The sequence below is a fragment of the Rhodococcus sp. BP-160 genome, from assembly GCF_019836205.1.
Classification (GTDB): domain Bacteria; phylum Actinomycetota; class Actinomycetes; order Mycobacteriales; family Mycobacteriaceae; genus Rhodococcoides.
Genome location: NZ_JABUEK010000001.1, coordinates 820618 through 847398, shown reverse-complemented (window position 1 = coordinate 847398; position 26781 = coordinate 820618). Strand labels below are relative to the sequence as shown.

General features: G+C 68.6%; 29 protein-coding genes. 20 read left to right on the top strand and 9 right to left on the bottom strand.

Annotation, left to right across the window (positions count from 1 at the left end; translation table 11 throughout):
• The first annotated feature begins 155 nt into the window (after positions 1-155).
• The 4 genes from HQ306_RS03970 to HQ306_RS03955 all read left to right on the top strand — a co-directional run bounded on the left by HQ306_RS03970 (position 156) and on the right by HQ306_RS03955 (position 5178).
• The gene (locus HQ306_RS03970; RefSeq protein ID WP_222627707.1) at positions 156-1877 is read left to right on the top strand and encodes a hypothetical protein; all 1722 of its coding nucleotides are present in this window, start codon (positions 156-158) and stop codon (positions 1875-1877) included.
• A gap of 137 nt (positions 1878-2014) precedes the next feature.
• A complete protein-coding gene (gene sucC / locus HQ306_RS03965; RefSeq protein WP_056446972.1) occupies positions 2015-3178 on the top strand; it encodes an ADP-forming succinate--CoA ligase subunit beta in 1164 nt (387 codons plus the stop codon).
• Positions 3179-3192: 14 nt separating this feature from the next.
• The gene (gene sucD, locus HQ306_RS03960) at positions 3193-4095 is read left to right on the top strand and encodes a succinate--CoA ligase subunit alpha (RefSeq protein ID WP_027504157.1); all 903 of its coding nucleotides are present in this window, start codon (positions 3193-3195) and stop codon (positions 4093-4095) included.
• A 90-nt stretch (positions 4096-4185) separates the two neighbouring features.
• Entirely contained in the window at positions 4186-5178 is a 993-nt protein-coding gene (locus tag HQ306_RS03955) for a zinc-binding alcohol dehydrogenase family protein (RefSeq protein ID WP_222627705.1), read from the top strand.
• A gap of 1 nt (position 5179) precedes the next feature.
• Here HQ306_RS03955 and HQ306_RS03950 read toward each other — a convergent pair whose 3' ends face one another.
• The gene (locus HQ306_RS03950; RefSeq protein ID WP_222627703.1) at positions 5180-5545 is read right to left on the bottom strand and encodes a VOC family protein; all 366 of its coding nucleotides are present in this window, start codon (positions 5543-5545) and stop codon (positions 5180-5182) included.
• A 93-nt stretch (positions 5546-5638) separates the two neighbouring features.
• Between HQ306_RS03950 and HQ306_RS03945 the strand changes: the two genes are divergently transcribed.
• The 8 genes from HQ306_RS03945 (at position 5639) to purH (ending at position 15916) form a co-directional block, all read left to right on the top strand.
• Positions 5639-6604: a YafY family protein gene (locus HQ306_RS03945; protein WP_056446982.1), complete on the top strand. Its 966-nt coding sequence runs from the start codon at positions 5639-5641 to the stop codon at positions 6602-6604.
• 253 nt (positions 6605-6857) lie between these two features.
• Positions 6858-8300: an HNH endonuclease signature motif containing protein gene (locus HQ306_RS03940; protein ID WP_222627701.1), complete on the top strand. Its 1443-nt coding sequence runs from the start codon at positions 6858-6860 to the stop codon at positions 8298-8300.
• A 68-nt stretch (positions 8301-8368) separates the two neighbouring features.
• Positions 8369-9604 (top strand): acyl-CoA dehydrogenase family protein, encoded by a 1236-nt coding sequence (locus HQ306_RS03935; protein ID WP_222627699.1) that lies wholly within the window; start codon positions 8369-8371, stop codon positions 9602-9604.
• Between the two features lie 38 nt (positions 9605-9642).
• Complete coding sequence (gene sfnG, locus HQ306_RS03930; protein WP_222627697.1) at positions 9643-10767, top strand: dimethylsulfone monooxygenase SfnG; 1125 nt, start codon at positions 9643-9645, stop codon at positions 10765-10767.
• 99 nt (positions 10768-10866) lie between these two features.
• Positions 10867-12087, top strand: a complete 1221-nt coding sequence (locus HQ306_RS03925) for a DUF5336 domain-containing protein (protein ID WP_222627695.1) — start codon at positions 10867-10869, stop codon at positions 12085-12087.
• Positions 12088-12146: 59 nt separating this feature from the next.
• Positions 12147-13595: a DUF6350 family protein gene (locus HQ306_RS03920; RefSeq protein ID WP_222627693.1), complete on the top strand. Its 1449-nt coding sequence runs from the start codon at positions 12147-12149 to the stop codon at positions 13593-13595.
• A 106-nt stretch (positions 13596-13701) separates the two neighbouring features.
• Positions 13702-14346 carry a phosphoribosylglycinamide formyltransferase gene (gene purN, locus HQ306_RS03915; RefSeq protein WP_222629067.1) on the top strand — a complete coding sequence of 215 codons (645 nt, stop codon included), beginning with the start codon at positions 13702-13704 and terminating at the stop codon, positions 14344-14346.
• Positions 14315-15916 (top strand): bifunctional phosphoribosylaminoimidazolecarboxamide formyltransferase/IMP cyclohydrolase, encoded by a 1602-nt coding sequence (gene purH / locus HQ306_RS03910; RefSeq protein ID WP_222627691.1) that lies wholly within the window; start codon positions 14315-14317, stop codon positions 15914-15916. Before purN ends, purH begins: the two co-directional genes overlap by 32 nt.
• An 87-nt stretch (positions 15917-16003) precedes the next feature.
• Here purH and HQ306_RS03905 read toward each other — a convergent pair whose 3' ends face one another.
• Positions 16004-16495, bottom strand: coding sequence for a glutathione peroxidase (locus HQ306_RS03905; RefSeq protein WP_204866400.1), 492 nt, complete (start codon positions 16493-16495; stop codon positions 16004-16006).
• 67 nt (positions 16496-16562) lie between these two features.
• Here HQ306_RS03905 and HQ306_RS03900 point away from each other — a divergent pair, with 67 nt between their 5' ends.
• Genes HQ306_RS03900 through HQ306_RS03890 form a run of 3 tightly spaced genes read left to right on the top strand, consistent with a single transcriptional unit; the run spans position 16563 to position 20314 of the window.
• Positions 16563-16898 carry a hypothetical protein gene (locus HQ306_RS03900; protein WP_081821049.1) on the top strand — a complete coding sequence of 112 codons (336 nt, stop codon included), beginning with the start codon at positions 16563-16565 and terminating at the stop codon, positions 16896-16898.
• A gap of 48 nt (positions 16899-16946) precedes the next feature.
• Positions 16947-18350, top strand: a complete 1404-nt coding sequence (locus HQ306_RS03895) for a sigma 54-interacting transcriptional regulator (protein WP_222627689.1) — start codon at positions 16947-16949, stop codon at positions 18348-18350.
• Complete coding sequence (locus HQ306_RS03890; RefSeq protein ID WP_222627687.1) at positions 18350-20314, top strand: VWA domain-containing protein; 1965 nt, start codon at positions 18350-18352, stop codon at positions 20312-20314. The genes HQ306_RS03895 and HQ306_RS03890 overlap by 1 nt, the downstream gene beginning before the upstream one ends.
• Positions 20315-20320: 6 nt before the next feature.
• On the opposite strand, the gene HQ306_RS03885 is transcribed toward HQ306_RS03890, so the two are convergent.
• Genes HQ306_RS03885 through rpmB form a run of 6 tightly spaced genes read right to left on the bottom strand, consistent with a single transcriptional unit; the run spans position 20321 to position 22775 of the window.
• Positions 20321-20782 carry a hypothetical protein gene (locus tag HQ306_RS03885; RefSeq protein ID WP_027504144.1) on the bottom strand — a complete coding sequence of 154 codons (462 nt, stop codon included), beginning with the start codon at positions 20780-20782 and terminating at the stop codon, positions 20321-20323.
• Between the two features lie 53 nt (positions 20783-20835).
• The gene (locus tag HQ306_RS03880) at positions 20836-21762 is read right to left on the bottom strand and encodes an AEC family transporter (RefSeq protein WP_222627685.1); all 927 of its coding nucleotides are present in this window, start codon (positions 21760-21762) and stop codon (positions 20836-20838) included.
• Positions 21763-21794: 32 nt separating this feature from the next.
• A complete protein-coding gene (gene rpsR / locus HQ306_RS03875; protein WP_027504142.1) occupies positions 21795-22049 on the bottom strand; it encodes a 30S ribosomal protein S18 in 255 nt (84 codons plus the stop codon).
• 12 nt (positions 22050-22061) lie between these two features.
• Positions 22062-22367 (bottom strand): 30S ribosomal protein S14, encoded by a 306-nt coding sequence (gene rpsN / locus HQ306_RS03870; protein WP_027504141.1) that lies wholly within the window; start codon positions 22365-22367, stop codon positions 22062-22064.
• The gene (rpmG, locus tag HQ306_RS03865) at positions 22367-22537 is read right to left on the bottom strand and encodes a 50S ribosomal protein L33 (protein ID WP_222627683.1); all 171 of its coding nucleotides are present in this window, start codon (positions 22535-22537) and stop codon (positions 22367-22369) included. The genes rpsN and rpmG overlap by 1 nt, the downstream gene beginning before the upstream one ends.
• 1 nt (position 22538) lies before the next feature.
• Positions 22539-22775: a 50S ribosomal protein L28 gene (gene rpmB, locus HQ306_RS03860; protein ID WP_222627681.1), complete on the bottom strand. Its 237-nt coding sequence runs from the start codon at positions 22773-22775 to the stop codon at positions 22539-22541.
• A 141-nt stretch (positions 22776-22916) separates the two neighbouring features.
• Between rpmB and mrf the strand changes: the two genes are divergently transcribed.
• The 5 genes from mrf to HQ306_RS03835 are packed head-to-tail and all read left to right on the top strand — an operon-like array spanning position 22917 to position 26325.
• Positions 22917-24215, top strand: coding sequence for a ribosome hibernation factor-recruiting GTPase MRF (mrf, locus tag HQ306_RS03855; RefSeq protein WP_027504138.1), 1299 nt, complete (start codon positions 22917-22919; stop codon positions 24213-24215).
• Positions 24212-24469 (top strand): type B 50S ribosomal protein L31, encoded by a 258-nt coding sequence (locus HQ306_RS03850; protein WP_027504137.1) that lies wholly within the window; start codon positions 24212-24214, stop codon positions 24467-24469. Before mrf ends, HQ306_RS03850 begins: the two co-directional genes overlap by 4 nt.
• Positions 24470-24472: 3 nt before the next feature.
• A complete protein-coding gene (gene rpmF, locus HQ306_RS03845) occupies positions 24473-24649 on the top strand; it encodes a 50S ribosomal protein L32 (protein WP_056447007.1) in 177 nt (58 codons plus the stop codon).
• 17 nt (positions 24650-24666) lie between these two features.
• Positions 24667-25146 carry a cation:proton antiporter regulatory subunit gene (locus tag HQ306_RS03840; RefSeq protein WP_027504135.1) on the top strand — a complete coding sequence of 160 codons (480 nt, stop codon included), beginning with the start codon at positions 24667-24669 and terminating at the stop codon, positions 25144-25146.
• Between the two features lie 3 nt (positions 25147-25149).
• Entirely contained in the window at positions 25150-26325 is a 1176-nt protein-coding gene (locus HQ306_RS03835) for a cation:proton antiporter (RefSeq protein WP_027504134.1), read from the top strand.
• On the opposite strand, the gene HQ306_RS03830 is transcribed toward HQ306_RS03835, so the two are convergent.
• Positions 26240-26773 (bottom strand): DUF1992 domain-containing protein, encoded by a 534-nt coding sequence (locus HQ306_RS03830; protein WP_027504133.1) that lies wholly within the window; start codon positions 26771-26773, stop codon positions 26240-26242. The genes HQ306_RS03835 and HQ306_RS03830 overlap by 86 nt on opposite strands.
• Between the last annotated feature and the right edge of the window lie 8 nt (positions 26774-26781).

The window sequence follows — 26781 nt, the reverse complement described above, 5'->3', positions numbered from 1 at the left end:
CTTCTCGGGTCACATATGTGAGGTGGCTCACAAGGTGTCCTGGGTTTACTCAAGGACGAGTCCCGACGCCGATCAGGCACATCGGTGATCTTCCTGTGATCGAGGCGAGCGGCAGCACGATCGGCGGACACGAGGACCGGATACCGTTCGTCATCGTGACACAGCCGACATCCGCGGGCCGTCGTACCTCAGGTTCCGCGTCCGACCCCGTCCGGCTCGGTGCCCGCGCACTCGGAGTCGTCGGAGCGCTGGCGGTGGCGGCCGCTCCGTACGTTCCCGTCGTCGGCGGCGCCGACGTGGGCCCCCCGGTGCGGGGCGCGGCCGCCGTCTCGTCGGCGCTCTGGGCAGCGATCGCTCTGCTGCTCCTGGTGCGCGCGATCCGGCCGATCGTCTTCCCCGTGCTCGCGACGCTGGGCGCCGTCGCACTGGGATCGATCGTGTCCGATCTCCAGCTGTTCGTCGGAGCGATCGACGCCGACCGGCTGGAGCTGTTCCGTCCGATCTCGGCCGGCGCGCTGGAGGCGGGCCCCGGAGCCGTGGTGGTGACGCTCGGGCACGCGCTCGTCGTCGTCGCCGGGGCGCTGGCGGCACTCGCGCTGGCGCGGACGGTCGAGTGGGACGACGTCGACGAGGATCCCGTCGCTCATCGATCGGCATCGGTCGTGGTCGCCGCGGGGGTCGCGGGCGCTCTCGCACTCGCCGCCTCGTTCCTCCTGCCCGCGTACGTGAGCACCGATGCCGTCGTCCTCGCTCCCGCTCCGGTCGCCGGACCCGTCGCGTCGGCTCTCGGCGGTGGACTGTCCGCGGTCGCGGTGCTGGTGGGTGTGGCCTACGCGTTCTCGTCGACCAGCAGGTCCGCGGCGGTCGGCGCACTGACCGGTGTGGTCGCGGCGTCGGCGACCGTCGTCGGCGTCCGCCTGGCTGCCGCGCTGGGGGCGGGCGACCGCATCGACCTCGGCGCGGGCACGGTCGTCGGAGTCGGCGGGCTCTTCGTCCTCGGCGTGGCCACGGTGGCGACGGCGCGCGCGACCTCCGGACCCACGACCTCCGTGCCCCGGCTCGCACGGTCCGCCGCTCCCTCGAACTCGACGCGGCGGCACGTCGTCGCGGGAGCGGTGACGGTCCTGACGGGCATCGCTCTCGGTGTCGGCGCCGTCCTGCCGCTTCTCGACGTCTCGACCGGCTCCGTCCCGACGGTGGTGGGGGATCGGGCGGTGGCCGCGTACGCCGTCGTGACCGTCGTCGGCGGCGTGCTGTTGCTCTTCTCGGAGTTCGCCGCCGCGGTGCGGCCTGCGGTGCCGCTGATCGTCACGGGCCATCTGGCGCTCGCGGCCGCGGTGCTGCAGGCGCTCGTGCTGGGCGTCGGTATCGACGGCGTGTCCGTCGGTGCGGGCGGCTGGCTGCTGGTCGTCGGCACGCTGCTCGGTCTGCTCACGCTCGCGCTCGTCGCCGCGGCGGGCGCCTCGGAGCGGGACGGCGTCGACACCAGCGATCTGGACGGGGCCTCGCGCCCCCTCGCAGCCGCGCTGGCCGTCGCGGCCGGGGTCGCCGCACTGGGGCTGCTCCTGCCGCAGTACGACGTGGTTGGGGAGACCGGCGGCTGGATCGGGGCGCTGCCGTGGGGGTGGGACGTGTGGGGGCGGCTGGTACTCGTGGCCGCCGTCCTGATCGGCGCCGCCGTCGCGGCCCGCGCTCGGGCGTCGCGCGCCGCGGCGCTCCAGATCGGTTCCGCGGTGGCTCTGGCGGGTGTCGCGCTGAGCCCGATCCTCGGCGGCGCGGGCCCCGACGTGACGGCGTCGTCGGGGGCCTTCGTGACCGCTGTCGGCGCTGCGGCATCGGCGCTGGTGGCGGCGGGATTTTTTCGTACTGGCGAGTAGATGTCGGCGCAGGTCGGTGATCTGAACCACAAGTTCGACGGGCTGTCGATCAGGCCTCTCGGTGGAAAGTTACAGTCGCAAGTCGGACCCGCTCCTACCCCTCGAGCGGGCGTCAACGCAGACGAGATGGTGAGCTGATGGATCTCTTCGAATACCAGGCGAAGGAACTCTTCGCCAAGCACGAGGTTCCGACGTCGGCAGGTCGTGTCACCGACACGGTCGCCGGTGCACGACAGATCGCCGAAGAAATCGGCAAGCCTGTCATGGTCAAGGCCCAGGTGAAGGTCGGCGGCCGCGGCAAGGCCGGCGGCGTGAAGTACTCCAAGGACGTCGCCGAGGCCGAGGCGAACGCGGAAGCGATCCTCGGACTCGACATCAAGGGCCACGTCGTCAAGAAGCTTCTCGTCGCGGAAGCCAGCGACATCGCGGAGGAGTACTACATCTCCTTCCTGCTCGACCGCACGAACCGCACCTACCTCGCGATGTGTTCCGTCGAGGGTGGTGTCGAGATCGAGGTCACCGCCGAGGAGAACCCGGACGCGCTCGCCCGCATCCCCGTCGACGCCGTCAAGGGTGTCGACCTCGCCTTCGCGCGTGAGATCGCCGAGGCCGGCAAGCTTCCCGCCGAGGTGCTCGACGCCGCGGCCAACACGATCCAGAAGCTGTGGGACGTCTTCATCAAGGAAGACGCGCTGCTCGTCGAGGTCAACCCCCTCGTGCGCACGCCGGACGACCAGATCCTCGCCCTCGACGGCAAGGTCACCCTGGACGCCAACGCGGACTTCCGCCAGAAGGGCCACGCCGAGTTCGAGGACGCCGACGCGGCGGACCCACTCGAAGCGAAGGCCAAGGAGAACGACCTCAACTACGTCAAGCTCGACGGACAGGTCGGCATCATCGGAAACGGTGCCGGACTGGTCATGTCGACCCTCGACGTCGTCGCCTACGCCGGTGAGGCGCACGGCGGAGTCAAGCCCGCCAACTTCCTCGACATCGGCGGCGGCGCCTCGGCAGAGGTCATGGCCGCAGGCCTCGACGTCATCCTCGGCGACTCGCAGGTCAAGAGCGTGTTCGTCAACGTCTTCGGCGGAATCACCTCGTGCGACGCGGTTGCCAACGGCATCGTCGGCGCTCTGAAGACGCTGGGCGACACCGCCTCCAAGCCGCTGGTCGTCCGCCTGGACGGCAACAAGGTCGAAGAAGGCCGGAAGATTCTCGCCGATGCTGCGCACCCGTTGGTGACACTGGCCGAGACCATGGACGAAGGCGCCGACAAGGCCGCCGAGCTGGCTGCGAAGTAGAGGGCACCGAAACTATGTCTATTTTCCTGAACAAGAACAACAAGGTCATCGTCCAGGGCATCACCGGCGGCGAGGGCACCAAGCACACCGCCCTGATGCTCAAGGCCGGCACGCAGGTCGTCGGCGGCGTCAACGCTCGCAAGGCCGGGACCACGGTCAAGCACACCGCAGCCGACGGTTCCGACGTCGAGCTGCCCGTGTTCGCCAGCGTTGCCGAGGCCATGGAGAAGACCGGAGCCGACGTGTCCATCGCGTTCGTGCCGCCGGCATTCTCCAAGGACGCCATCGTCGAGGCCATCGACGCGGAGATCCCGCTGCTCGTCGTCATCACCGAGGGAATCCCGGTGCAGGACAGCGCGTACGCGTGGGCCTACAACGTCGAAAAGGGCAAGAAGACCCGCATCATCGGGCCGAACTGCCCCGGCATCATCACCCCCGGCGAGGCACTGGTCGGCATCACGCCCGCCAACATCGCCGGCAAGGGCCCCATCGGCCTCGTCTCGAAGTCGGGCACCCTGACCTACCAGATGATGTTCGAGCTCCGTGACTTCGGCTTCTCCACCGCCATCGGCATCGGCGGCGACCCGGTCATCGGCACCACGCACATCGACGCCATCGAGGCGTTCGAGAACGATCCCGACACCGAGATCATCGTCATGATCGGCGAGATCGGTGGCGACGCCGAGGAGCGTGCAGCCGACTACATCAAGGCGCACGTCACCAAGCCCGTCGTCGGTTACGTCGCCGGCTTCACCGCTCCCGAGGGCAAGACCATGGGCCACGCCGGCGCCATCGTCTCCGGCTCGCTGGGAACGGCTCAGGCCAAGAAGGACGCTCTCGAGGCGGCCGGCGTGAAGGTCGGCAAGACGCCGTCCGAGACCGCTGCCCTCGCGCGCGAGATCCTCGAGAAGAAGTAGTCACTCTTTCTTCTCTCACACGAGGGAGGCCGGTTTCCCGCTCGGGAAGCTTGCCTCCCTCGTGTCGTTCCGGGGGACTACCGTCGAGGTATGAGCATTCCCGCGACTCACTCCGCCATCGTCTCCGTCGAACCCGACTCGCCGTTCGTGCAGATCGAGCGAGAGACTCCGTCGCCCACCGGATTCGACGTTCTCGTACGTGTCGACGCGGTGTCCGTCAATCCGGTGGACACGAAGGTTCGCTCGTCCTTCGATCCGTCCGACGGCCCGAAGGTCCTCGGTTTCGACGCCGTCGGTGAGGTCGTCGCGGTGGGTTCCGACGCCCGAATCTTCGAGCCCGGCGATCGAGTCTTCTATGCGGGATCCATAGCTCGGGACGGCAGCAACGCCCAGTACCAACTCGTCGACGAGCGGATCGTCGGCCATGCGCCGTCGTCACTGTCCGCCGAGGACGCCGCGGCCGTGCCGCTGACCGCCATCACCGCCTGGGAATCGCTGTTCGTCCGGCTCGGACTCGGGAAAGACAGCACCGGCACACTTCTCGTGATGGGGGCCGCCGGCGGTACCGGGTCGATGATCATCCAGCTCGCCCGGGCACTGACCTCGCTCACCGTTGTTGCCGCGGCATCGCGCGGCGAATCCCGCGACTGGGCAATGGAGATGGGCGCCCATCACGTGGTGGATCGGCACTCCCTCGTGGACGAGGTCGGTGCCCTGGCGCCGGACGGCGTCGAGTACGTGTTCTCCCCGTTCTCCGAGGGCAATGTCGACGCCTACGCCGCGGTGATGGCAGTGCACGGTCAGGTCGTGGCGATCGACGATCCGGTCGGCCTGGACCTGATGCCGCTGAAGGCCAAGAGCCAGACCTGGCACTGGGAACTGATGTTCACGGTGCCGTTGTCGTTGCCGGAGAGCACTTCTCAGCACGCCATCCTCGACGAGGTCTCGCGACTCATCGACAACGGAACTCTGCGGAGCACCCGCACCACGACTCTGTCACCGTTCGACGTGGAGACCCTGCAGGACGCGCACCGGCGGGTGGAAAGTGGCGGCACTGTCGGGAAGGTGGTCGTCGTTCGGTAGATCAGTCGATCGGCGAGACCCTGATGAGGTTGCCGTCGGGGTCGCTGACCACAAATGTGCGGCCGAAGACCGCGTCGTTCGGCTCGTCGACGACACGGACTCCCTTCGAGACCCAGTTCGCGAAGACCTCGTCGACGGCAGACGCCGACCCGGGGACCATCAGTCCGACCTCGGTCGTGCGTGGAGTGTCCGGGGCCAGGTGCTCGCTGTAGCCGGTCCACAGCGCGAACAAGACGCCGGGGGCTACCTGGAAAGCGACATAGTGGGGACTGATGAAGGTCGGTTCGATCTCGAACAGGTCGCTGTAGAAGCTGGTAGCGGTCTCGGCGTCGCGGACGCCGATCAGGAACAGGTTCGGTGCGGGCACAGGAGCTCCTCGACTCGGTGAATTCTCGGTACCGCCACAGTGGACCGGCCTATCACGACAGAACCTGTCACCTTTTCTGCGAAGATCGGACGCATGAAGGCCTCCCGATTGCTGCACCTCTTGCTGTTGCTGCAGACCCGCCAACGCATCACCACCACGGAGCTGGCCGCGCGTCTGGAAGTATCGCGGCGGACCGTGCTGCGGGACGTCGAGGCGCTCTCGGCAGCAGGAGTGCCTGTGTACGCCGAACGTGGCCGCAGCGGTGGAATCGTCCTGCTCCCCGGTGCGCGGCTCAACGCGTCCCACCTGGAACCACCGGAGTTGGAAGCCCTTTCTCTGGCGGGTCTGGACAGCACGCAACGTGAGCGCATGGGCTTGTCGGCGATGTGGGAGTCGGCAGCACGCAAGATCGCCGCCCGCCAGGCCGCGACATCCACGGGCACGAGCCCATTGCGACTGGCGGACCTCGTGCTGGTGGACAGCACCCCGTGGTTTGCCGATTCAGAAGCAGCGGTCGACGTCGCCGATCTGGCATCGGCCCTGCAGGACCGACGCCGATTGCGAATCCGATACCGGCGGAGCGCCGAGAGTGAGGCCTCGACACGTGTGGTCGACCCGTACGGGATCGTGGCGAAGTCCGGCCGCTGGTACCTCGTCGCCGACCACCGAGGAGATGGACGACTGTTCTCTCTGGACCGACTCGCGGCTTTCGAACAACTCGACGCGCCAGTCTCTCTCCGACCCGGAGAAACCCTCCGCACCACATGGGCCGCGTTGAAGGACCGCACCGAGGGTCGAGGTCATGTGAGCGTGACCTTTCGCCTGCCGGAACACGGCCTCGACTTGGCGCGGCGCATCCTCGGGACACGCATCCACGATGTATCCGATCCGGAGAACGGAACATGCATCGTCGTCGTCGGCTACCCCGACATCGAGTCGGTGCGTCAACTGCTGCAATTCGGCGACCACATCGAGGTCCTCGCCCCAGACGCAGCCCGCACACGCATCAGCCAACTCGCGAAAGTCCTGGCCGAAACACACTCACCCCCATCCAGTTGACCGCCGATCGGGACGCCTCGAGCTCGATCGACGTGTCCGGTCAGTACGACCGGCCGTGTTCTCGGGCACGGAATGTGTTGGTGGAAAGGCGATCTGCGCTCAATGTCCGCGCATGTATCGACGGCCGAAACGGATCGAGGAGCTGGAGCGCGCATCCGACGGCGTGACCCGAAAGTGTGTCGGTGGGGTGGGTTACTGTCTGTTCAGGTCGTCGGGGGGCGGTCTGATCGGGGCATCACCGGGGGGTGAATTCGTGTACGACGCAGAGGTTTCGACGGATGTGGTGGTGTCGGCGAAGGTCGACGCTCAGGCGTCGTTCGCCCGGACCGTGTCGGCGTCGTGTGCGTACGTGCAGGAGTCGTCGCGGCGGCCTGCGGTGCTCGGTCCGGGTGGGGTGTTCGATGCCGAGGCTGCTGAGATCTGTGCGGTGGCGGAGGTCGCGGCGGCGTTGTCGGTGTCGACGCGCACGGTGACCGAGTGGCTGTTCCTGATTCGCACCGCGCATCCTGCGGTGGCGGAGGCGTTCGATGCGGGCCGGTTGTCGTATGCGGCGTTCCGGACGGTGTGCAGGTCGGTGGCCGGGGTTCCGAACGCCACCGAAGCGCTGCTGCAGCGGATGATCGCTGCCGCGTCGAGGTGCACTCCGGGTGCGGTGGCAGCGGCGGTCGACCGGATCCTCGCGGAGTTCGACGCGGAGTGGCACCGCATCGCTCGGGAGCGCGCGACGACGGAACGGTACGTCTCGGTCAGGAAGCTGCCGCGAGGTCAAGCCGAGCTGAAGGTTCGTGGCCCCGCAGAGCAGATTGCCGGGATGAAGCGGGCCATCGTCGAGGCGGCCCGAGGGGTGTGCGATCCGAGTTCGCTGCCGGCGCGGTTGTTCGACGCTGCGCACGCGATCATCACCGGCACACCTCTGCCGTGCGACTGCGTTGACGAGAGTTGCGCCCACGCGCCGTCGCCGGCCGCACCGGCCCATCATGCCGTCATCGTCCTCGACGCCGCCACGGCGGCGGGGTTGGCAGGGGAACCCGGTCACCTCGTCGGCTGGGGTCCGGTTCCTGCGGACACTGCACGGAGGATCGCCGGGGATGCGACGTGGCAAGCACTCATCACCGCAGCCCGCGGAACTGAACCGCGGGCGGGATGCAGCTGCCGTTGCCCGGAGCACGACCCACCCACCGTCCCCGACCCGCCTGTGCCGATCACGGGTCGGGAAGTCCGCCGCACCCGCCGTATGCGCGCAGGCTGGACACCGACCGCGGGGAAGCTGGGCAGCACGACAGCCCGCAAAGCCAGGGAGCAGGTCGACTATCTCCGCGCGCTCCCACCATCGGTGTTGGACCGCGCCGTAGCCGACCCCGACGGCCACGGTGGCTTCGCCGTACCCCCGGCCGGGGCGTTGACCTACCGGCCGTCCGAGGCGGTCGCGGCGCTGGTGACAGCCCTGTATTCGACGTGCGTTCATCCGGGATGTGCTGTGCCCAGCGAGGACTGCGACCTCGACCATGTCGTCCCGTTCGACCACACCGACCCGGAGAGAGGCGGCTGGACCGTCACCGGCAACCTCGCGCCGCTGTGCCGTCGGCACCACGGCCTGAAGACCCGGCGGCAGTGGCACCACCGCATGCTCCGGGACGGGATCGTCCATGTCCGCGACTCGCACGGCACCGACTACTTCACCGCACCCGGCGAGTGAGCGAACCGTTCGAATCACCCAGAGCGCAACGGTGGTTCCGCATCGACTCGGGCGATGTACTTCCGGGCATGACGATCACCGACACCCGCCCCGCCGGCGCCGCCACCGAACCGCGCTGGACCACCGCTCCCACGACGTCCGCGGAATGGATCGACCGTGCCCACGAGGTGGCCGCGATCCTCGCCGTCGACGCCGTCGCCCGTGATCGCGCCACCGAGGCGCCGCACGAGGAGGTGACGTTGTTGAAGGAGTCCGGTCTGGTCACGATCCTCGGGCCGATCGAGTTCGGTGGTGGCGGGCAGACCTGGGAGACCGCCTACCAGGTGATCCGCGCCGTGGCCGCCGCCGACGGGTCGATCGGACAGCTGCTCGGCTACCACCTGCTGTGGTTCTGGGCGGCACGTCTGGTCGGGACGAAGGAGCAGATCGCTGCCGTCGAACAAGCCGCCACCGAGAACACCTGGTTCTTCGGTGGCGCGGTCAACCCGCGCGACAACGACGTCGAGATCACCGACGAGGGCGACACGATCGTCTACAACGGTGCCAAGACGTTCTCCACGGGCAGTCGTGTCTCCGACGTGACCGTGCTCGAGGGGGTGCTCGCCGGTACCGACACCCACGTCTTCGCCATTGTTCCGTCGAACTCCGAGGGCCTGACGTTCCACGACGACTGGGACAACATCGGTCAGCGTCGCACCGAGAGTGGCAGTGTCACCATCGATCACGTCCGCACCGACTGGAGCTCGGCCGCCGGATTCGCGAACAAGGCGTTCGAGCCGCGGGTCTACAACACCCTCAACGTCCCGATCATCCAGCTGGTGTTCGTCAACTTCTACCTCGGCATCGCACGCGGAGCCCTCGAGACCGCTGCCGACTACACGCGTACCACCACGCGAGCGTGGCTGCACAGCACCGTGGACAACGCGCTCGACGAGCCCTACATCATCGACCTGTACGGAGACTTGACCGGGAAGCTCTGGGCCGCAGAGGCTCTCGCGGACGCCGTGGCCGCGGAGCAGCAGCGGATCCACGAGAACGCCTGGGCCGTCACCGAGCACGAGCGCGGCGAGCACGAGGTGCGCGTCGCCGCGGCGAAGGCACGCGCCACGGAGGTCGCCCTGGAGATCACGTCGGGCATCTTCGAGGGGCTCGGCGCCCGCGCCACCGCGTCGAGTCACGGATTCGACCGTTTCTGGCGCAACGTGCGCACGCACACGTTGCACGATCCGGTGGCCTACAAGCGCCGTGAGGTCGGCCGCCACGTGCTCACCGGCGAGTTGCCGCAACCCACCTGGTACTCCTGAAATCATATGTCGCGCACTATCATCGAACCGAGGACTGCATGAGTACAGAGAAGATCGCCGACGAAGTGAAGTTCGCCTACTGGGTGCCCAACGTCAGTGGTGGCCTCGTCACCAGCGACATCGAGCAACGCACCAGCTGGGAGTTCGCGTACAACAAGAAGCTCGCGCAGACGGCGGAGAACAACGGGTTCGAGTACGCGCTGAGCCAGGTCCGGTACGAGGCCAGCTACGGAGCCGAGTTCCAGCACGAGTCCACGAGTTTCAGTCTGGGACTGCTCCTCGCGACCGAGCGCCTCAAGGTCATCGCTGCCGTGCATCCCGGGCTCTGGCAACCGGCCGTGCTCGCGAAACTCGGTGCGACAGCGGACCATCTCTCCAACGGACGCTTCGCCATCAATGTGGTGAGTGGATGGTTCAAGGACGAATTCACGCATCTCGGTGAGCCCTGGCTCGAACACGACGAGCGTTACCGACGCAGCGCCGAATTCCTGCAGGTGCTGCGCAAGATCTGGACCGAGGACGACGTCGATTTCCGCGGCGACTTCTACCGCATCCACGACTTCACGCTCAAGCCGAAACCGCTCAACACGCCCGCGCGTCCCAATCCCGAACTGTTCCAGGGTGGTAATTCGTCGGCGGCACGGGAGAACGCAGGTCGGTACTCCGACTGGTACTTCTCCAACGGCAAGGACTTCGACGGCATCACCGAGCAGATCGACGACGTGCGGCACGTCGCACAGGCCCATCAGCGTGAGGTGAAGTTCGGTCTCAACGGCTTCATCATCGCCCGCGACACCGAGAAGGAGGCGAGGGACACCCTCCGCGAGATCATCGAGAAGGCGAACAAGCCGGCAGTCGAGGGGTTCCGCGGTGCCGTGCAGCAAGCCGGCAGTTCGACGTCGGACAAGAAGGGCATGTGGGCAGACTCGAGCTTCGAGGACCTCGTGCAGTACAACGACGGCTTCAAGACTCAACTGATCGGTACGCCCGAACAGGTGGCGACGCGCATCGTCGACTACCGCGACCGCGGCGTGGACCTCATCCTCGGCGGTTTCCTGCACTTCCAGGAGGAGATCGAGTACTTCGGAGCGAAGATTCTGCCGCTGGTGCGAGAGATCGAGGCCGCGCGGGCGAGTGACCGCGAACCCGTCGGCGTCGCCTGAGCGAGGAGTCACTCACCGCGGGTCCGTAGTGTTGGTGAGCGGCGCGGCCGCCGCAGTCGGCGGCCGACCGACGACCAGCACCGAGGAAGAGGAATCGAGATGACCTTCTCACCAGGGGGACCCGACCACGACCACGGCCGGACGGACCCGCGGACGACCACCTTCGGAGACCCGTCCACGGAGACCGGGCAGGTCGACGACCGTTCAGCGTCGATCGACCGCACGGACGGCGCTGCAACCCCGTCCGTCGACGCGGACGCGGCCGTCGCCGACGACAACACGACCGAGCAGATCGCGGCGCGCACGACGCAGGTCGCCCGTATCGCGTCGTACGTCGTCATCGGCACCGGTGTCCTCGCGTTCCTGCTCGGTCTGTCCGCGCAGTTCGCGCTCGGCGGTGAGTCCTCCAACTTCTTCGAACGCGAGCTGGGCGACCCGACGTCCGTGGCGCTGCTCCTCCTCGCTGCGCTCGTCACGGCCACGGGCCTCCTGCCGCGGCAGACGACGTCGCGGGGACTGGTCGCGGCGCTGTCCGTCACCGCGTTGCTCACGCTCATCTTCCAGCTGGTGAACCGCGGGGCGGCGTTCACCGCCTTCGGTGAGACCGTCCGCGTCGGTATCGGCATCGGGTCGATCCTGGTGCTGATCCTGGCCATCGTGCAGGTGGCCGCGGCCGTCGGTGCGCTTCTCGTCGACTCGGGAGTCGTGACGGTTCCGGCGCCGCTTCCGAAGCAGCAGCAGTTCGGCCAGCCGGGTGGCCCGGGACAGCAGGGTCCCGGCCAGCAGAACTACGGGCAGCAGGCATATGGCCAACAGGCATACGGCCAGCAGGGTTACGGGCAGCCGCAGAGCTATGGCCAGCCGCAGGGTTACGGCCAGCCCCAGGGGTACGGGCAGCCGGGTGCCTACGGGCAGCCGCAGGGATACGGCCAGCCGCAGGGTTACGGGCAGCCCCAGGGTTACGGCCAGCCGGGTGCCTACGGGCAGCCGCATGGATACGGCCAGCAGGGTCAGGCGCAGCCCGGCGCCTACGGTCAGCAGGGGTACGGCCAGCCGCAGGGCTACGGATCGCCCTACAGCGCCCCGACCGAGCGCTACGGGCAGCCGGTCGGCCAGACCGCCGCGGACACCGCCCCCGAGCACGCCGCATCGGCGGAGTCCGCGACACCTCCCACCGGTGAGCAGTCGTCCGCGCAGCAGCCGAGCACGGAGGAGCACATGCCCGAGCAACAGGCACCCGAGCAGCAGGCGCCCGAGCAGCAGGCACCGGAAGCCACCCGCGCACTCGACTTCGGCGATCGGTCGGACGACCGCCGCTGAACCGCGTCGTCGGCGCGCCTAGGTTCTCCACCGCGCCGACGGTGAGAACCTGATCGGTGATGACCTCACTACTCGATCGCGAACCGCACACGCGGGGCCGTTTCGGTCCGAATCCCGACGAGGCTCGAATGCTGCTCACCGTGGCGTTCCGGCCCGTCGGGCTACTCCTGGCCGTCGTCACGGCCGTGGTGCTGGTGACGCTCGTCTCCGCGAACAGCGACCTGACGGGGACGTTCGGCGCGTTGGCCGCCACGTGGCTGGCCGTGCATCAGGTGCCGCTGGGCATCGCCGGTGCGACGTTGTCAATCCTTCCGCTGCTGCCCACTCTCGTGCTGGTGCACGCGGTGTCGTCGGCGGTCGCGCGGCCACTGACCGACGCCTCCACCCGTCGCGACATCGGATGGGTCGTCGGCGCGGCGATCGCGGGTCCGCTCGCGATGGCGGCGGTGATGCTCGCGATGATTCACGACGCGTCCACCGTCATCGCCCTGAGCACGCCCAACGCACTCGCCACCTTCGGGTGGGTGATCCTCGTGCACGGCATCGGTGCGGCGATCGGCTGCATCCGCGGTACCTGGCCCGCACTCATGCGCACGGTGGTACTGCCGCCGTGGCTCGCAGCGTCCTTCGCTCCCGCGGCGCGTGCCGGCGCGGTACTGCTCGCCGGTGGCGCCGTCGTCGTCGCCGCCTCTCTCGCGCTGTCTTTCTCCACGCTCGGCACGCTGCTCGAGACCGGCGGCGGGATCGGCGGAGCGCTGGGCCTGACCGCGATCTCGGTGCTGTATCTGCCCAACATCGTGGTGGCCGCGTCGTCGGTCGTCACCGGGTCGTCCGCCCACGTGGGCGCGGCGATGGTCTCCGTCACCGAGACGACCGGCGGTCAGCTTCCTGCCGTCCCGGTGCTGGCAGTCATGCCCGAATCGTCGGCCCAGGTGTGGTGGCCGGTCATGCTCGTCGTCCCCGCACTCGCCGCCGTGGTGCTCGGGCGTGCGTGTGCTCGTGCGACGACGTCCCTGGCGGACGCGGTGCGCAGTGCCGCCGCCGCCGCGGTCTGCGTGAGCGTGGCGGCCGTCCTGATCGGCGTCGTCGCCGGTGGCTCGGTGGGAACGTTCGGCCATCTCGGTGTCGACGCGCCGCTCCTCGGCGTCACCACCTTCGCGTGGTGCCTCGTGGTGGGCGCGCTCACCGCGGCCGTCACCGCCTGGTCGATGCGGCGCCACGACATCCACGGATGGCACGAGGACAACGAAGCCGAGGAGAGTGAATCCGACGACTCCGCGGGCACATCGATGCTCGGTGAGCCGGCCGCCCTCCCCGCAGCCCCGGACGCCGCGCCGACGGACACGGACATCGTGGAAGCCGAGACCGAAGCCGAGACCACCGACACCGACACCGTCGAGACCGAAGACGATGCCGTGGAGGCGGACGTCGTCGACGCCGAGATCGTCGACCTGCCGGACGAGTCGGCCGAGCCCGAGAAGCCCGGCGGCACCGACACCGCTCCCTGACGCGCGTCCTCCCCGAGCGAGGCCGATCGAGGAGGCGAACGGCGGCCGTCTAGGCTTCCTGTCGGCGTGATCCCACGCCGACAGAGCACCTGACCCGCCCGAGCAGCTGAGGAGAAGCACGCTGTCTGCCCCGCGTTCGACACCCGGGCGGGACCTCCCGGCCCGCGTCGTCGTCCTCGCCTCGGGGGTCGGATCACTGCTCGGATCGTTGGTCGAGGCCGCGTCCGCTCCCGAGTTCCCGGCCGAGGTCGTCGCCGTGGTGGTGGATCGCCCGTGCGGCGCCGAGAGCGCAGGGCTGCCGTCCCGGCGAGTGGCCGTGTCGGACCATGGTTCGCGTGCGGAGTGGGATGCCGCCCTCACCGAGGTCGTGGACTCCTGGTCACCGGATCTCGTCGTGAGTGCGGGATTCATGCGGATCCTCGGGCCGGTGTTCCTCGCACGCTTCGGTGGCCGCATCGTCAACACCCACCCCGCACTGCTGCCGTCGTTCCCGGGCGCGCACGCGGTGGCCGACGCCCTCGCCCACGGTGTGAAGGTCAGCGGGTCCACCGTCCACCTGGTGGACGACGGTGTGGACACCGGGCCCATCGTGGCGCAGGAAGCTGTTCCGGTGCTCGACGGCGACACCGAGGAGTCGCTGCACGAGCGCATCAAGATCGTCGAACGACGGCTGCTGATCGACGTGGTCGCCGCCGTCGCCACACGCGGAGTCATCACCGATGGACGAAAGGCCCAGATCCCCAGTGACTAACCCAGAGAACACGCGCGCCGTCTCGCGCGCACTCGTCAGCGTCTACGACAAGACCGGTCTGGACGAGCTGGCCGTGGGCCTTCACGCCGCCGGGGTGGAGATCGTGTCCACCGGATCGACCGCCGGGCGCATCGCCGCCGCGGGCGTACCGGTGACTCGGGTCGAAGACCTCACCGGCTTCCCCGAGACCCTGGACGGCCGCGTGAAGACGCTGCATCCGCGCGTGCACGCCGGCGTCCTGGCGGACACGCGCAAGCCGGAACACCTCGCGCAGCTCGACGAGTTGGGCGTCGCTCCGTTCGAGCTCGTCATCGTCAACCTCTACCCGTTCACCGAGACGGTGGCGTCCGGTGCGAGTTCGGACGAGTGCGTGGAGCAGATCGACATCGGTGGCCCGTCCATGGTCCGCGCCGCGGCGAAGAACCATCCGTCGGTGGCGGTCGTGGTGGATCCCGCTCGCTACGCCGACGTGCTGACCGCGGTGCAGGGTGGCGGCTTCACGCTCGAGCAGCGAATCGCGCTGGCCGCCACGGCGTTTCAGCACACCGCAGCATACGACGTCGCGGTGGCGTCCTGGATGACCGACGTCCTCGTCGCCGGCGGTTCCGACGAGTCCGAGCACTTCCCGGCATGGATGGGCGCGACCTACGAGCGCGCCTCGGTTCTGCGCTACGGCGAGAATCCGCACCAGGCCGGCGCTCTGTACGTCGACCCGTCCGCTCCCGCCGGCATCGCGCAGGCGGAGCAGGTGCACGGCAAGGAGATGTCGTACAACAACTACACCGACGGTGACGCCGCCTGGCGTGCCGCGTTCGACCACGATCTCCCGTGCGTGGCGATCATCAAGCACGCCAACCCGTGTGGCATCGCGGTGTCGGCGTCCGGCTCCATCGCCGAGGCGCATCGCAAGGCGCACGCCTGCGATCCGGTGAGCGCGTACGGCGGCGTCATCGCGTCCAACCGCGAGATCACCGTCGAGATGGCCGAGCAGGTCGCCGAGATCTTCACCGAGGTCATCATCGCCCCGTCCTACGCCGACGGCGCGCTGGGAGTGCTGCAGCGCAAGAAGAACATCCGCGTCCTCGTGTGCGAGCCGCCGACGGCGGTGCCGGAGATCAAGCAGATCTCGGGCGGCCTGCTGCTGCAGGACCGTGACCGTCTCGACGCCGCGGGCGACGATCCGTCGGGGTGGACCCTGGCCGTGGGCGAGCCCGCCGACGAGGCAGTGCTGGCCGACCTCGAGTTCGCCTGGAAGGCGTGCCGCGCCGTCAAGTCCAACGCCATCCTCATCGCCGCGGACGGTGCGTCCGTGGGAGTGGGCATGGGACAGGTCAATCGGGTCGATTCCGCCGAACTGGCCGTGCGCCGCGCCGGCGACCGCACCACGGGCGCCGTGGCCGCGTCGGACGCCTTCTTCCCGTTCCCCGACGGCTTCCAGATCCTCGCCGCAGCGGGGGTGGCGGCGGTGGTGCAGCCCGGCGGATCGATCCGCGACACCGAGGTCGTGGAGGCAGCGCGCGAGGCGGGCGTGACCATGTACCTGACCGGGTCACGCCACTTCGCGCACTGACCTCTCACGAACCTCGACCCCCCGAACTTCAACCCCCCGAACTTCAACCCCCCGAACTTCGACCCCCCGAACTTCAACCCCGCGGGCTCAGCCCTTCGCGAGAACCTTCTCGATGGGCTTCGCGAGCTTCTCCGGCTTGGTGGTCGGCCCGAAACGGTCGACCACCTTGCCGTCGGCGTCGATGAGGAACTTGGTGAAGTTCCACTTGATCCGGCTGCCCAGCACGCCCGACTTCTGGTCGCGCAGCCACTTGTAGAGAGGGTGCGCGCCGTCGCCGTTCACCTCGATCTTCTCGTGCATCGGGAACGTGACGTCGTACCGCAGCGAGCAGAAGTTCTTGATCTCGTCGGCGTCGCCGGGCTCCTGATGCCCGAACTGATCGCACGGGAAGCCGAGAACCACCAGCCCCTGCGGCCCGTACGTCTTGTTCAGCACCTCGAGGCCCTCGTACTGCGGCGTGAATCCGCACTGCGAGGCGGTGTTGACGATGAGGAGCGGCTTGCCCTTGTAGGCGGCGAGGTCGACGGGCTCGCCGTCGATGGTGGTGGCGGTGAAGTCGTATGCACTGGTCTCGGTCACCGCTCGACGCTACCGGCAGGAGGCCACATCGTGTTTGGTCTGTTCTCGGCGAGGGTAGACGCGGGCCATGACTCAGGACCACCGTGACGGCGACCCGGACGGCGGAATGAAGGAGGGCAGCTCGGAGCGCGAGCCTCGCGACGACGAGCGGACCTTCCGCGCACACGCCGGCGAGGCCATCGCCGATGCCCGGAACTGGCCCGGCTACTTCCTCATCGCACTGGGCCTCGGGGCCATGGGTCTCGGGCTCACTGCCGCAGGAGGCGGTTTCGAGGGGTGGGTGATGATCCTGTTCCCGGCCACCGTGATCCTCTGGGCCGCCGGTCTGACGGTGATCCTGCTCGAACGCAAGCGCGTCAAGAACGCCGAGGGCAAGGACCTGACGGACCCGTCGGGGCACTGATCGAGCTGTGCACGTGCCGAAACGGCTCGACGCTCGTACGTTGGAAGGGTGACCCAGTCTCCCAGTAGTCGAGATCCACACCCGCGCGCGACCACCCTCGGTGAACTCCGCGCGTCGGGACACGTCCAGAAGACAGTCAAGAACGAACTCCGCGACAACCTGCTCGACGCCCTGCGCGAGGGCCGCGACGCATGGCCCGGCATTCTCGGATTCGAGAACACCGTCCTTCCGCAGATCGAACGCGCACTCCTCGCCCAGCACGACGTCGTTCTCCTCGGCGAGCGCGGGCAGGGCAAGACCCGCCTGCTCCGAACCCTCGCCACGCTGCTCGACGAGTGGACGCCCGTCATCGACGGCTCCGAGCTCGGTGAGCATCCCTACGACCCCATCACCCCCGCCTCGATCCGCCGGGCAGCCGAACTCGGCGACGATCTGCCGGTGTCCTGGCGCCATCGCTCCGAGCGGTACTCGGAGAAGCTGGCGACCCCGGACACGTCGGTGGCCGACCTCGTCGGCGACGTCGACCCCGTGAAGGTCGCCGAGGGCCGCAGCCTGGGCGATCCGGAGACAATCCACTTCGGCCTCGTGCCGCGTACCCACCGCGGAATCGTGGCGATCAACGAGCTGCCCGACCTCGCCGAGCGCATCCAGGTGTCGTTGCTCAACGTGATGGAGGAGCGCGACATCCAGATCCGTGGCTACACGGTGCGGTTGCCCCTCGACGTGCTCCTCGTCGCGAGTGCGAACCCGGAGGACTACACCAACCGCGGTCGGATCATCACTCCGCTGAAAGACCGGTTCGGCGCCGAGATCCGCACCCACTATCCGATCCTGCTGACCGACGAGATCGCGGTCATCGAGCAGGAGGCCGACCTCACCGCAGTCGTGCCGCCGCACGTGCTCGAGGTGCTGGCGCGGTTCACCCGGCTGCTGCGTGAATCGCCGTCGGTCGACCAGCGTTCCGGCGTCTCGGCTCGGTTCGCCGTCGCCGCCGCCGAGACCGTCGGCGCGGCCGCCGTGCACCGTGCCGCCGTGCTGGGCGAGTCCGATCCGGTGGCTCGACCCGTCGACACCCAGACGATCGTCGACGTCCTGCGGGGCAAGGTGGAGTTCGAGTCGGGCGAGGAGGGACGGGAGATCGAGGTTCTGAACCACCTGCTGCGGCGGGCCACAGCCGACACCGCACGGGACTCGCTCGGCGGTATCGACCTGGGCCCTCTCGTCACGGCCGTCGAGCAGGGTGAGCCCGTGATCACCGGTGATCGAGTCACCGCGAAGGTGCTGCTGAACGAGTTGCCGGATCTTCCTGTCATCGACGAGATCGCCGAGCGTCTGGGCGCGACCTCCGACGGTGAGCGCGCCGCGGCTGTCGAGCTCGCGCTCGAGGGTCTCTACCTCGCACGTCGCATCGGCAAGGACACCGGCGACGACGGGCAGACGGTGTACAGCTGATGGCGGGCCACAACTCCCGGTACGGGCCGTACGTCGACGGTCCGGATCCGCTGGCGCCACCCGTCGATCTGCGGGAGGCGCTCGACGCGATCGGTCAGGACGTTCTCGAAGGTGCGTCGCCGCGCCGCGCGATGCAGGAGATGTTGCGTCGCGGGACGAAGAACATGCGCGGCCTGGACGATCTCGCCGCGCGGGCGAACCGTCGTCGGCGGGAACTGCTGAAGAACAAGAATCTCGACGGCACCCTGCAGGAGGTGCGCGAGCTGTTGGACGAGGCGGTCCTCGAGGAGCGCAAGACCCTGGCCCGTGCGCTGGACGACGACGCCCGCTTCCAGGAGATGCAGATCGCCGAACTGCCTCCGTCGACGGCGCAGGCCGTGCAGGAGCTCGCCGACTACGACTGGCGCAGCAGCGAGGCGCGGGAGAACTACGAGAAGATCAAGGATCTGCTCGGCCGCGAGGTGCTCGATCAACGCTTCAAGGGCATGAAGCAGGCACTCGAGGGGGCCACCGAGGAGGACCGTGCTCGGGTCGCCGAGATGCTGTCCGATCTCAACGACATGCTCGACGCCCATGCGCGCGGGGAGAACACCGACGAGCAGTTCGAGAAGTTCATGCGCGATCACGGTGAGTTCTTCCCCGAGAATCCCGAGACCATCGACGACCTGATCGATGCTCTCGCGGAGCGGTCCGCGGCAGCGCAGAGGCTGCGGAACTCGCTCTCCGCGGAGCAGCGTGCCGAGCTGGACGCGTTGGCGCAGCAGGCCTTCGGCAGCCAGGACCTGATGGACCAGCTGTCGCGACTCGACGCGAATCTGCAGTCGGCCCGGCCGGGGGAGGACTGGGACTCCGCCCAGAAGTTCCGCGGTCAGGAGGGCATGGGACTCGGCGACGGGACCGGTGTGCTGCAGGACATCGCCGAACTCGAGGAGCTGGGGGACCAGCTCTCGCAGCAGTACAACGGTGCGGCGCTCGACGACATCGACGCCGATGCGTTGCTGCGCCAACTGGGTCCGGAGGCGGCCGCGGACGCGCGGACGTTGGCGGACCTGGAGAAGGCGTTGCAGCAGGAGGGTTTCCTCGACAAGGGGGCCGACGGACAGTGGCGCCTGTCCCCGAAGGCCATGCGGCAGTTGGGGCGATCGGCTCTGAAGGACGTCGCGGGCGGCATGGCATCGCGCCGCGGTGAGCGTGACACCCGCCGAGCGGGCGCGATGGGCGAGCCCACCGGTGCGTCGCGCGCCTGGGAGTTCGGTGACACCGAGCCGTGGGACGTCGTCCGGACGGTGACCAACGCCGTCCTGCGCACCGCGACGGAACCTCGCGGAGACGGCGAGACCGGAGTGCGTCTGGCCGTCACCGACGTCGAGATCAGCGAGACCGAGCAACGGTCACAGGCCGTGGTGGCCCTGCTGGTGGACACGTCGTTCTCCATGGTGATGGAGGGTCGCTGGGTTCCGATGAAGCGGACGGCGCTGGCGTTGAATCACCTCGTCAGCACGCGGTTCCGCGGCGACGATCTGACGATGATCGGTTTCGGACGACACGCGCAGACGCTCACACCGTCGGAACTGGCGGGGCTCGACGGCGCGTGGGACCAGGGCACCAACCTGCACCACGCGCTGATGCTGGCCACGGCGCACCTGCGGCGCAATCCCAACGCCCAACCCGTGGTGCTCATCGTCACGGACGGCGAGCCGACCGCCCATCTCGAACCGGACGGCCACGCCTTCTTCGATTATCCGCCGCATCCGCGGACCCTCGGGTTGACGGTCAGGGAGCTCGACACCCTGGCGAAGATCGGTGCGCAGGTGACGATCTTCCGGCTGGGAGACGATCCCGGTCTGGCCCGCGTCGTGGACCGGATGGCCCAGCGCGTGGGCGGGCGGGTCGTCGCACCCGATCTGGACGGACTCGGTGCCGCGGTGGTGAGCGACTATCTGAGCGCCCGCAGGAAGCGCTGAGCCGGCTCAGGTCCCGTTGAGCACCGTGCGGGTGCCCACCGGGGCCGCGAGCTGCAGCTCCATGGTCCCGTACACGGCGATCATGATGCAGGACTTGTCCTTCGCGGATTCGAGGGTGCCGGTCCGGACGGTGACCACCACCGTCTCCTCGGTCTCCTCCACGGTCGCGTCGGCGCCGTAGCACTCGGGAGTGCCGGTGACGAAGTGCACCGCGATCCGGTTGCCCGGCAGCGCGGTCCACGCCTCGAACGGTGTGGACTGCGCCATCACCAGCGACGCGCCGGGTGTGAACTCGGTGCCCACCTGGTCCGCGGCCACCTCGTGGGGAACCGGCGGTGAGCCGGGGACGGGCACGAGGTCGGTGGGGGACGCCGCGCCGGTCTCGAGGTCGCCGGCGTCGCCGGGGTCGGAGGAGCCGCATCCGCCGAGTGCGACACACAACAGCAGCCCCAGGGCGAACGACCTCATGACCTCCACGGTAGCGCGGCCGCGCGCGGGCCCGGCCGAGCTCGCTCCCACGGTCACGCGAGCAGCGCGGCGACGAGGGCGATGACGGGAACGGACACCAGCGTCGTGACGAACGCGGTGTCGCGTGCCAGCACGGTTCCGCGGCCGTAGCGGGTGGCGTAGATGAACACGTTCTGCGCGGTGGGAAGCGCTGCGATGACCACCACGGCGAAGAGGTCGTGGCCGTCGATGCGCCACACCCACCGCGCCAGGACGTAGGTGAGGACGGGCAGCACGGCCATCTTGAGAAAGGTCGCCAGCGCGACGTCGCGGCGCGGTCCGGCTCCCCGCTCGAGCACGCGTACGCCCTGCAACGACATGCCGAAGGCGAGAAGGGCGCCGGGAACGCTGGCGCCGCCGAGCAGTGCGAACGGCTGCATCACGGGGTCCGGCAGGCTCAGACCCGTCACGGCGAGCGCCAGTCCGGCGAGGCCGGCGAGGACGATCGGGTTGGTGAACGGGGCTGCCACGACACCGACCAGCGAGGTGCCGCGCGACGACGTCGAGACGTCCAGGATCGTCAGGGCCAGCGGCGAGTAGATCATGATCTGGAAGAGCAGCAGCGGCGCGACGAACGAGGCGTCGCCCAGGACGTACACGGCGATGGGGATGCCGAGGTTGGCCGCGTTGACGTAGGACGCGGCGAGCGCTCCGATGGTGGCCTCGGGGACCCTGCGCTTCGTGATCGTCAGGGCGATCACCAGATACAGGGCACCGACGAGCAGAGCCCCCACGGCCGTGATGGCAAGTGTGGGGGAGAAGATCACCGACAGGTCGGCGCGGGCGAGGGTGTCGAACAGCAGTGCCGGGGTGGCGACGAAGAACACCATCCGCCCCAGAACGAGTCCGCCGGACTCACCGAGTACGCCCGTACGGGCGACGACGTAGCCGATGAAGACGACCACGAAGATGACGGTGAATCCGGCGAGAACTCCTGACACGGCGGGGCCTGTCAGCCCCTACCGGTCGACACTCAGCGGGTGGTGAACGGGAGGAGCGCCATCTCGCGTGCGTTGCGCACGGCGGTGGCGACCTGACGCTGCTGCTGGGGGGTCAGTCCGGTGACACGGCGACTACGGATCTTGCCGCGATCGGAGATGAACTGACGCAGCAGGTTCACGTCCTTGTAGTCGACCTCGGTGATGCCCGCCGCGATGAGCGGGTTCTTCTTGGGCTTGCGATCCTTCTCGACCCGATCCTTCTTGGACGGGCCCCTCTTCACTGCCATGAGTTCTCCATCTCACCAACTGCTCTTGTGGACGCCGGGAAGTTCCCCGCGATGTGCTCTCTCTCGAACGCCGATGCGGGAGAGTCCGAATTTCCGGAGGTACCCGCGCGGGCGACCGTCCGCAGCGTCTCGATTGCGCAATCTTACCGGACTCGCATCGCGCGGTAGACGCTGGAGAGCCCGCTGCGCCGCGAACCGGTCCTCGTCGCTCGTCGAGGGCCTCCGGATCAGCTCTTTCAGCTCGTGGCGACGTGCCGCGTGGCGGGCGACGATCTCGGCCCGCTGGGTGTTGCGGGCGATCTTCGACTTCTTGGCCATCAGCGTTCCTCCCGGAAATCGACGTGTCGACGCACGACGGGGTCGTACTTGCGCAGCACCAACCGGTCGGGGTCGTTGCGCCGGTTCTTGCGAGTGACGTAGGTGTAGCCGGTGCCGGCGGTCGACGTCAGTTTCACGATCGGCCGGACGTCGGTGCTCTTGCTCGCCATGTCAGAACCTCTTTCCGGCTGCGATCAGACGAGTCACGACGGAATCGATGCCGTCGCGGTCGATGGTCTTGATCCCCTTCGCCGAGACCGTCAGCCGCACTCGTCGGCCGAGACTCGGTACGAAGTAGGTCTTGTGCTGCACGTTGGGGTTCCACCTCCGACTCGTGCGGTGGTGGGAGTGCGAGACGAACTTCCCGAAGCTCGGGACCCGTCCTGTGACGTCGCAGTGCGCGGACATCGCGAACCCTTCCTCTCTGTCGACTGGTGACTTTATCGACAACAGTTGTCGACAAGCGCTGTGTCGGAACTGTACGCTCGGACGCCGGTAACTGACAATCGTTGTCGACAACTCGAAGAACCGAAAGGACGTGCAGTGCCGATGGAGAACCTCGAGGCGCCCGACAGGAGAACGCCCCTGGTCGTGGTGTGCGGGCCGGAGGATCTCGGCGCCGCGGTGAGCGCGACGTTCCAGGAGCCGGGCACGATCGTCCTGCACCACGACCTCTCCGACGCCACCGTCGGTGTCGTGCGGCGGCGGACGGTCCGGATGGACGACGACGGCACGCCGACCACCCGGGTCGTCGACCTGGCGGGTCTCGGGTGCTGCGTCTCCTGCCTGCTGCGGGAGGATCTGCTGCCCCTGCTGCGATCGGTCTCCGCGGACTCGTCCGTGCGACGCATCGTCGTCCGGGTCGATCCCTCGCTGGAGGTCGAGGCGATCTGCTGGGCGATCGAGAACACCGTCGTCACCGGCATGGTCGGCCGGGTGGACGCCACGGCGTCGCGAGACGTGCGCATCGAGGCGGTCGTCGGCTGCGTCGACGGCGCGACCTGGCTGTCCGACGCCACCGGCGACGAGCTCGTCGGCGAACGGGCGTTCCCGCCCGGGCCCGACGGCGGTCAGGTCGTGGATCTTCTCGACGACCGCACCGTCGCGCAGGTCGCCGTCGGCACCGTTCGAGGATCCGATCTGCTGGTCGTCGCGGACACCGGAGTCGATCGGTGGGACGCCGCGCGCCTCGATGCGGTACTGGCGCGGCTCGCACCACGCGCGCCGCGGGTCTGGATCCTGCCGGGCGAACGTCCGCGAGACCTGCTGGCCCGCGTTCCGGCGACGGCGCGGCGAGGACTCGTCGACGACGCCCACGCGCCACTGCTCGACGGGCAGCCGCCGCTGTCGGCGGAGTGCGGCGTCACCCTGGTCGAGTTCACGGACCGACGGCCGTTCCACCCGGGCCGGCTGCACGACGCGATCGATGTTCTCCTCGACGGTGTCGTCGCCACCCGCGGTCGGCTGTGGGTGGCCACGCAACCCGACGCCGTGCTGTGGCTCGAGTCCGCCGGCGGTGGGCTCCGGGTTGCCTCCGCGGGCTCGTGGCTCGCGGCCATGGCACCGGACGACTACGAGGAGGCGCCCACCGCCCGCCGCGCTCTCGCCGCACTCGCATGGGACGAGGAGTACGGGGACCGCGCGCAGTCGCTGGTGGTGCTGGTGCACGAGGCAGATCCCGAGCACGTGTACGCGGCGCTGTCCGACGCGCTGCTCACGCCGGACGAGCTCGAGACTCCCGAGCTCTGGGCCGAGTGGGCCGACCCTTTCGGGCAGTACCACGAAGATCCCTGCGAGACAGACAGTTCCGCCGTCGGGGCGGACGACGACAGAAGGGCTGCACAGTGAAGAAGAACGTACATCCGGACTACCATCCGGTCGTATTCCAGGACTCCGGGACGGGATCGATGTTCCTGACGAGGTCGACCGTCACCAGCGATCGCACCGTCGAGTACTCGGACGGTCGCACATATCCGCTGGTGGTCGTCGACGTCACCAACGAGTCGCACCCGTTCTGGACCGGCGCGGCGCGGGTGATGGACACGCAGGGACGCGTCGAGAAGTTCGAGCGTCGCTACGGCACCCGCACGAGAAAGGCCTGACCCGTGGCTGTTCCCAAGAGGAAGATGTCCCGCTCGAACACGCGCAGTCGACGCTCGCAGTGGAAGGCGACGCCGCCGGATCTGGTGTCCGTCACCGTCGGCGGCGTGACGCACCGGGTGCCGCGTCGGCTGGTGAAGGCGGTGCAGACGGGACTGTTGGACCCGTCACGACTGACCTGAGGGGCTAGCATCGCCGCATGAACGTCGACGTCACCCTGCTTCCCGGCATCGGGGTACGCAAGGATTTCGCGTTGTCCACGGGGCGACGCATCGGGGTCATCACGCGCAAGGACGGCACGAACGAGCTGATCGTGTCGAAGAAGGAGGACCCGGACTCGACGCAGGCGTCGATCACGCTGACGAACGAGGAGGCGGCGGCGCTCGGCAACCTGCTGGGCACGCCGCAACTCGTCGCGCAGCTGGGGGAGGAGCACCGCGACCTCCCCGGTATCCGGACCCGGCAGTTGCCGATTCACGAGGGATCCCGCTTCGACGGCCGACTTCTCGGCGACACCGCCATGCGGACCAAGACCGGGGTGTCCATCGTGGCGGTCATGCGGGCGGGGCAGGTCCAGCCGTCGCCGCCGCCGAACTTCACCCTCGTCTCGGGCGACCTGCTCGTCGTCGTCGGAACGAGCGACGGTCTCGATCACGCAGCGAAGATCCTCGGTAGCTGACGGGTGGGAGAGACTGCGCTCGGACTGACCGAGCTGGGCGCTGTCTTCTTCGCGCTGGGGTTGCTCGCCAGGCTCGCGTCGCGGATCGGCATGTCCCCCATCCCGTTCTATCTGCTCGCCGGGTTGTTCTTCGGCAACGGCGGCATCGTCGAGCTCGACGGCATCGACGACTTCACCCATCTCGCGAGCGAGATCGGCGTGGTGCTGCTGCTCCTGCTCCTCGGACTCGAGTACACCGCGAACGAACTGGTCACCGGGCTGCAACGGTCGTGGACCGCGGGCCTGGTCGACCTGGTGCTGAACTTCGTGCCCGGTGCGGTGACAGCGCTGATTCTCGGCTGGGGACCGATCGGCGCCCTGGTGCTCGGCGGTGTCACCTACATCTCGTCGTCCGGCATCGTCGCCAAGGTGCTCGGTGACCTGGGCCGACTGGGCAACCGCGAGACGCCCGTCGTGCTGTCCATCCTGGTGTTCGAGGACCTCATGATGGCGCTCTATCTGCCGATCCTCACCGCGGTGCTCGGCGGCGTCAGCATTCTCGGCGGCGCCGAGGCCGTGGGGATCTCCCTGTTGGTCGTCGCCGTCGTGCTGGTCGTCGCACTGCGGTACGGGTGGGTGGTGTCGAAGGTGGTCGCCAGCCGGGACCGAGAGGTGGTGCTGCTGAAAGTCTTCGGGCTCGCCCTCCTGGTGGCCGGAATCGCGTCGGCGATGCAGGTGTCCGCGGCCGTGGGGGCGTTCCTGCTCGGGATCGCCATCTCGGGATCCACCGCCCAGGCCGCCACCCGGGTGCTCGAGCCCTTGCGTGACCTGTTCGCGGCCATCTTCTTCGTCGTGTTCGGGTTCAACACCGACCCGCGCTCGATCCCGCCCGTCCTCGGGTACGCGGTGCTGCTCGCGGTCATCACCGCGGTGACCAAGGTGGCCACCGGCGCGTGGGCCGCGAAGCAGATCGGCGTGGGACAGCTGGGCCGGATGCGTGCCGGGGCAGCACTGATCGCGCGCGGCGAGTTCTCCATCGTCATCGCGGGTCTGGCCGTCGCGGCCGGCGCCGTGGAGAGCGAGCTGGCCGCACTCGCCACGGCCTACGTGCTGATCATGGCCGTCGCCGGACCCATCGCAGCCAGGGTCGTCGAGCCCGTGACGCTGCGCGTGCTGGCGGCGCGGGGTCCGACGTCATGAGACCGGCCTGTTGCAGCGATGCCTTCTTCGCCGCGAGCGCTGCCCGAGCCGCTGACCGGTCCCGGGTCCACTGCGCGACCACCTCGTCGGCGTCGACGCGGCCGATGGGTACCTGAGGTCCCACGGGCGCCCGCAGCCAGTCCATGATGCGCGCGTTCAGATCCTTGACGATCGCACGGACCGCGTCCTCGGACCGTACGTCCCGCAGCGCCTCCGGGAGACGCTCGACCTCCTTGCGCAGGCGGAGCGGCGTCGGCAGAAGAGCATCGCCCGAGAGGTTCTCGCGCTTCAGATACCCCCGCACCCAGGACAACTCGTCGGTGCTCGACGGCGGGATCGGCTTGCCGAGGCCCGGCAGGTTCTCGAAGGCGCCGTTCTCCTGAGCGGACGCGATCTGCCGGTCCACCCACGTCTGGACACTGATGTCCGACGGCTTGCGTTCCGTCATGCGACGAG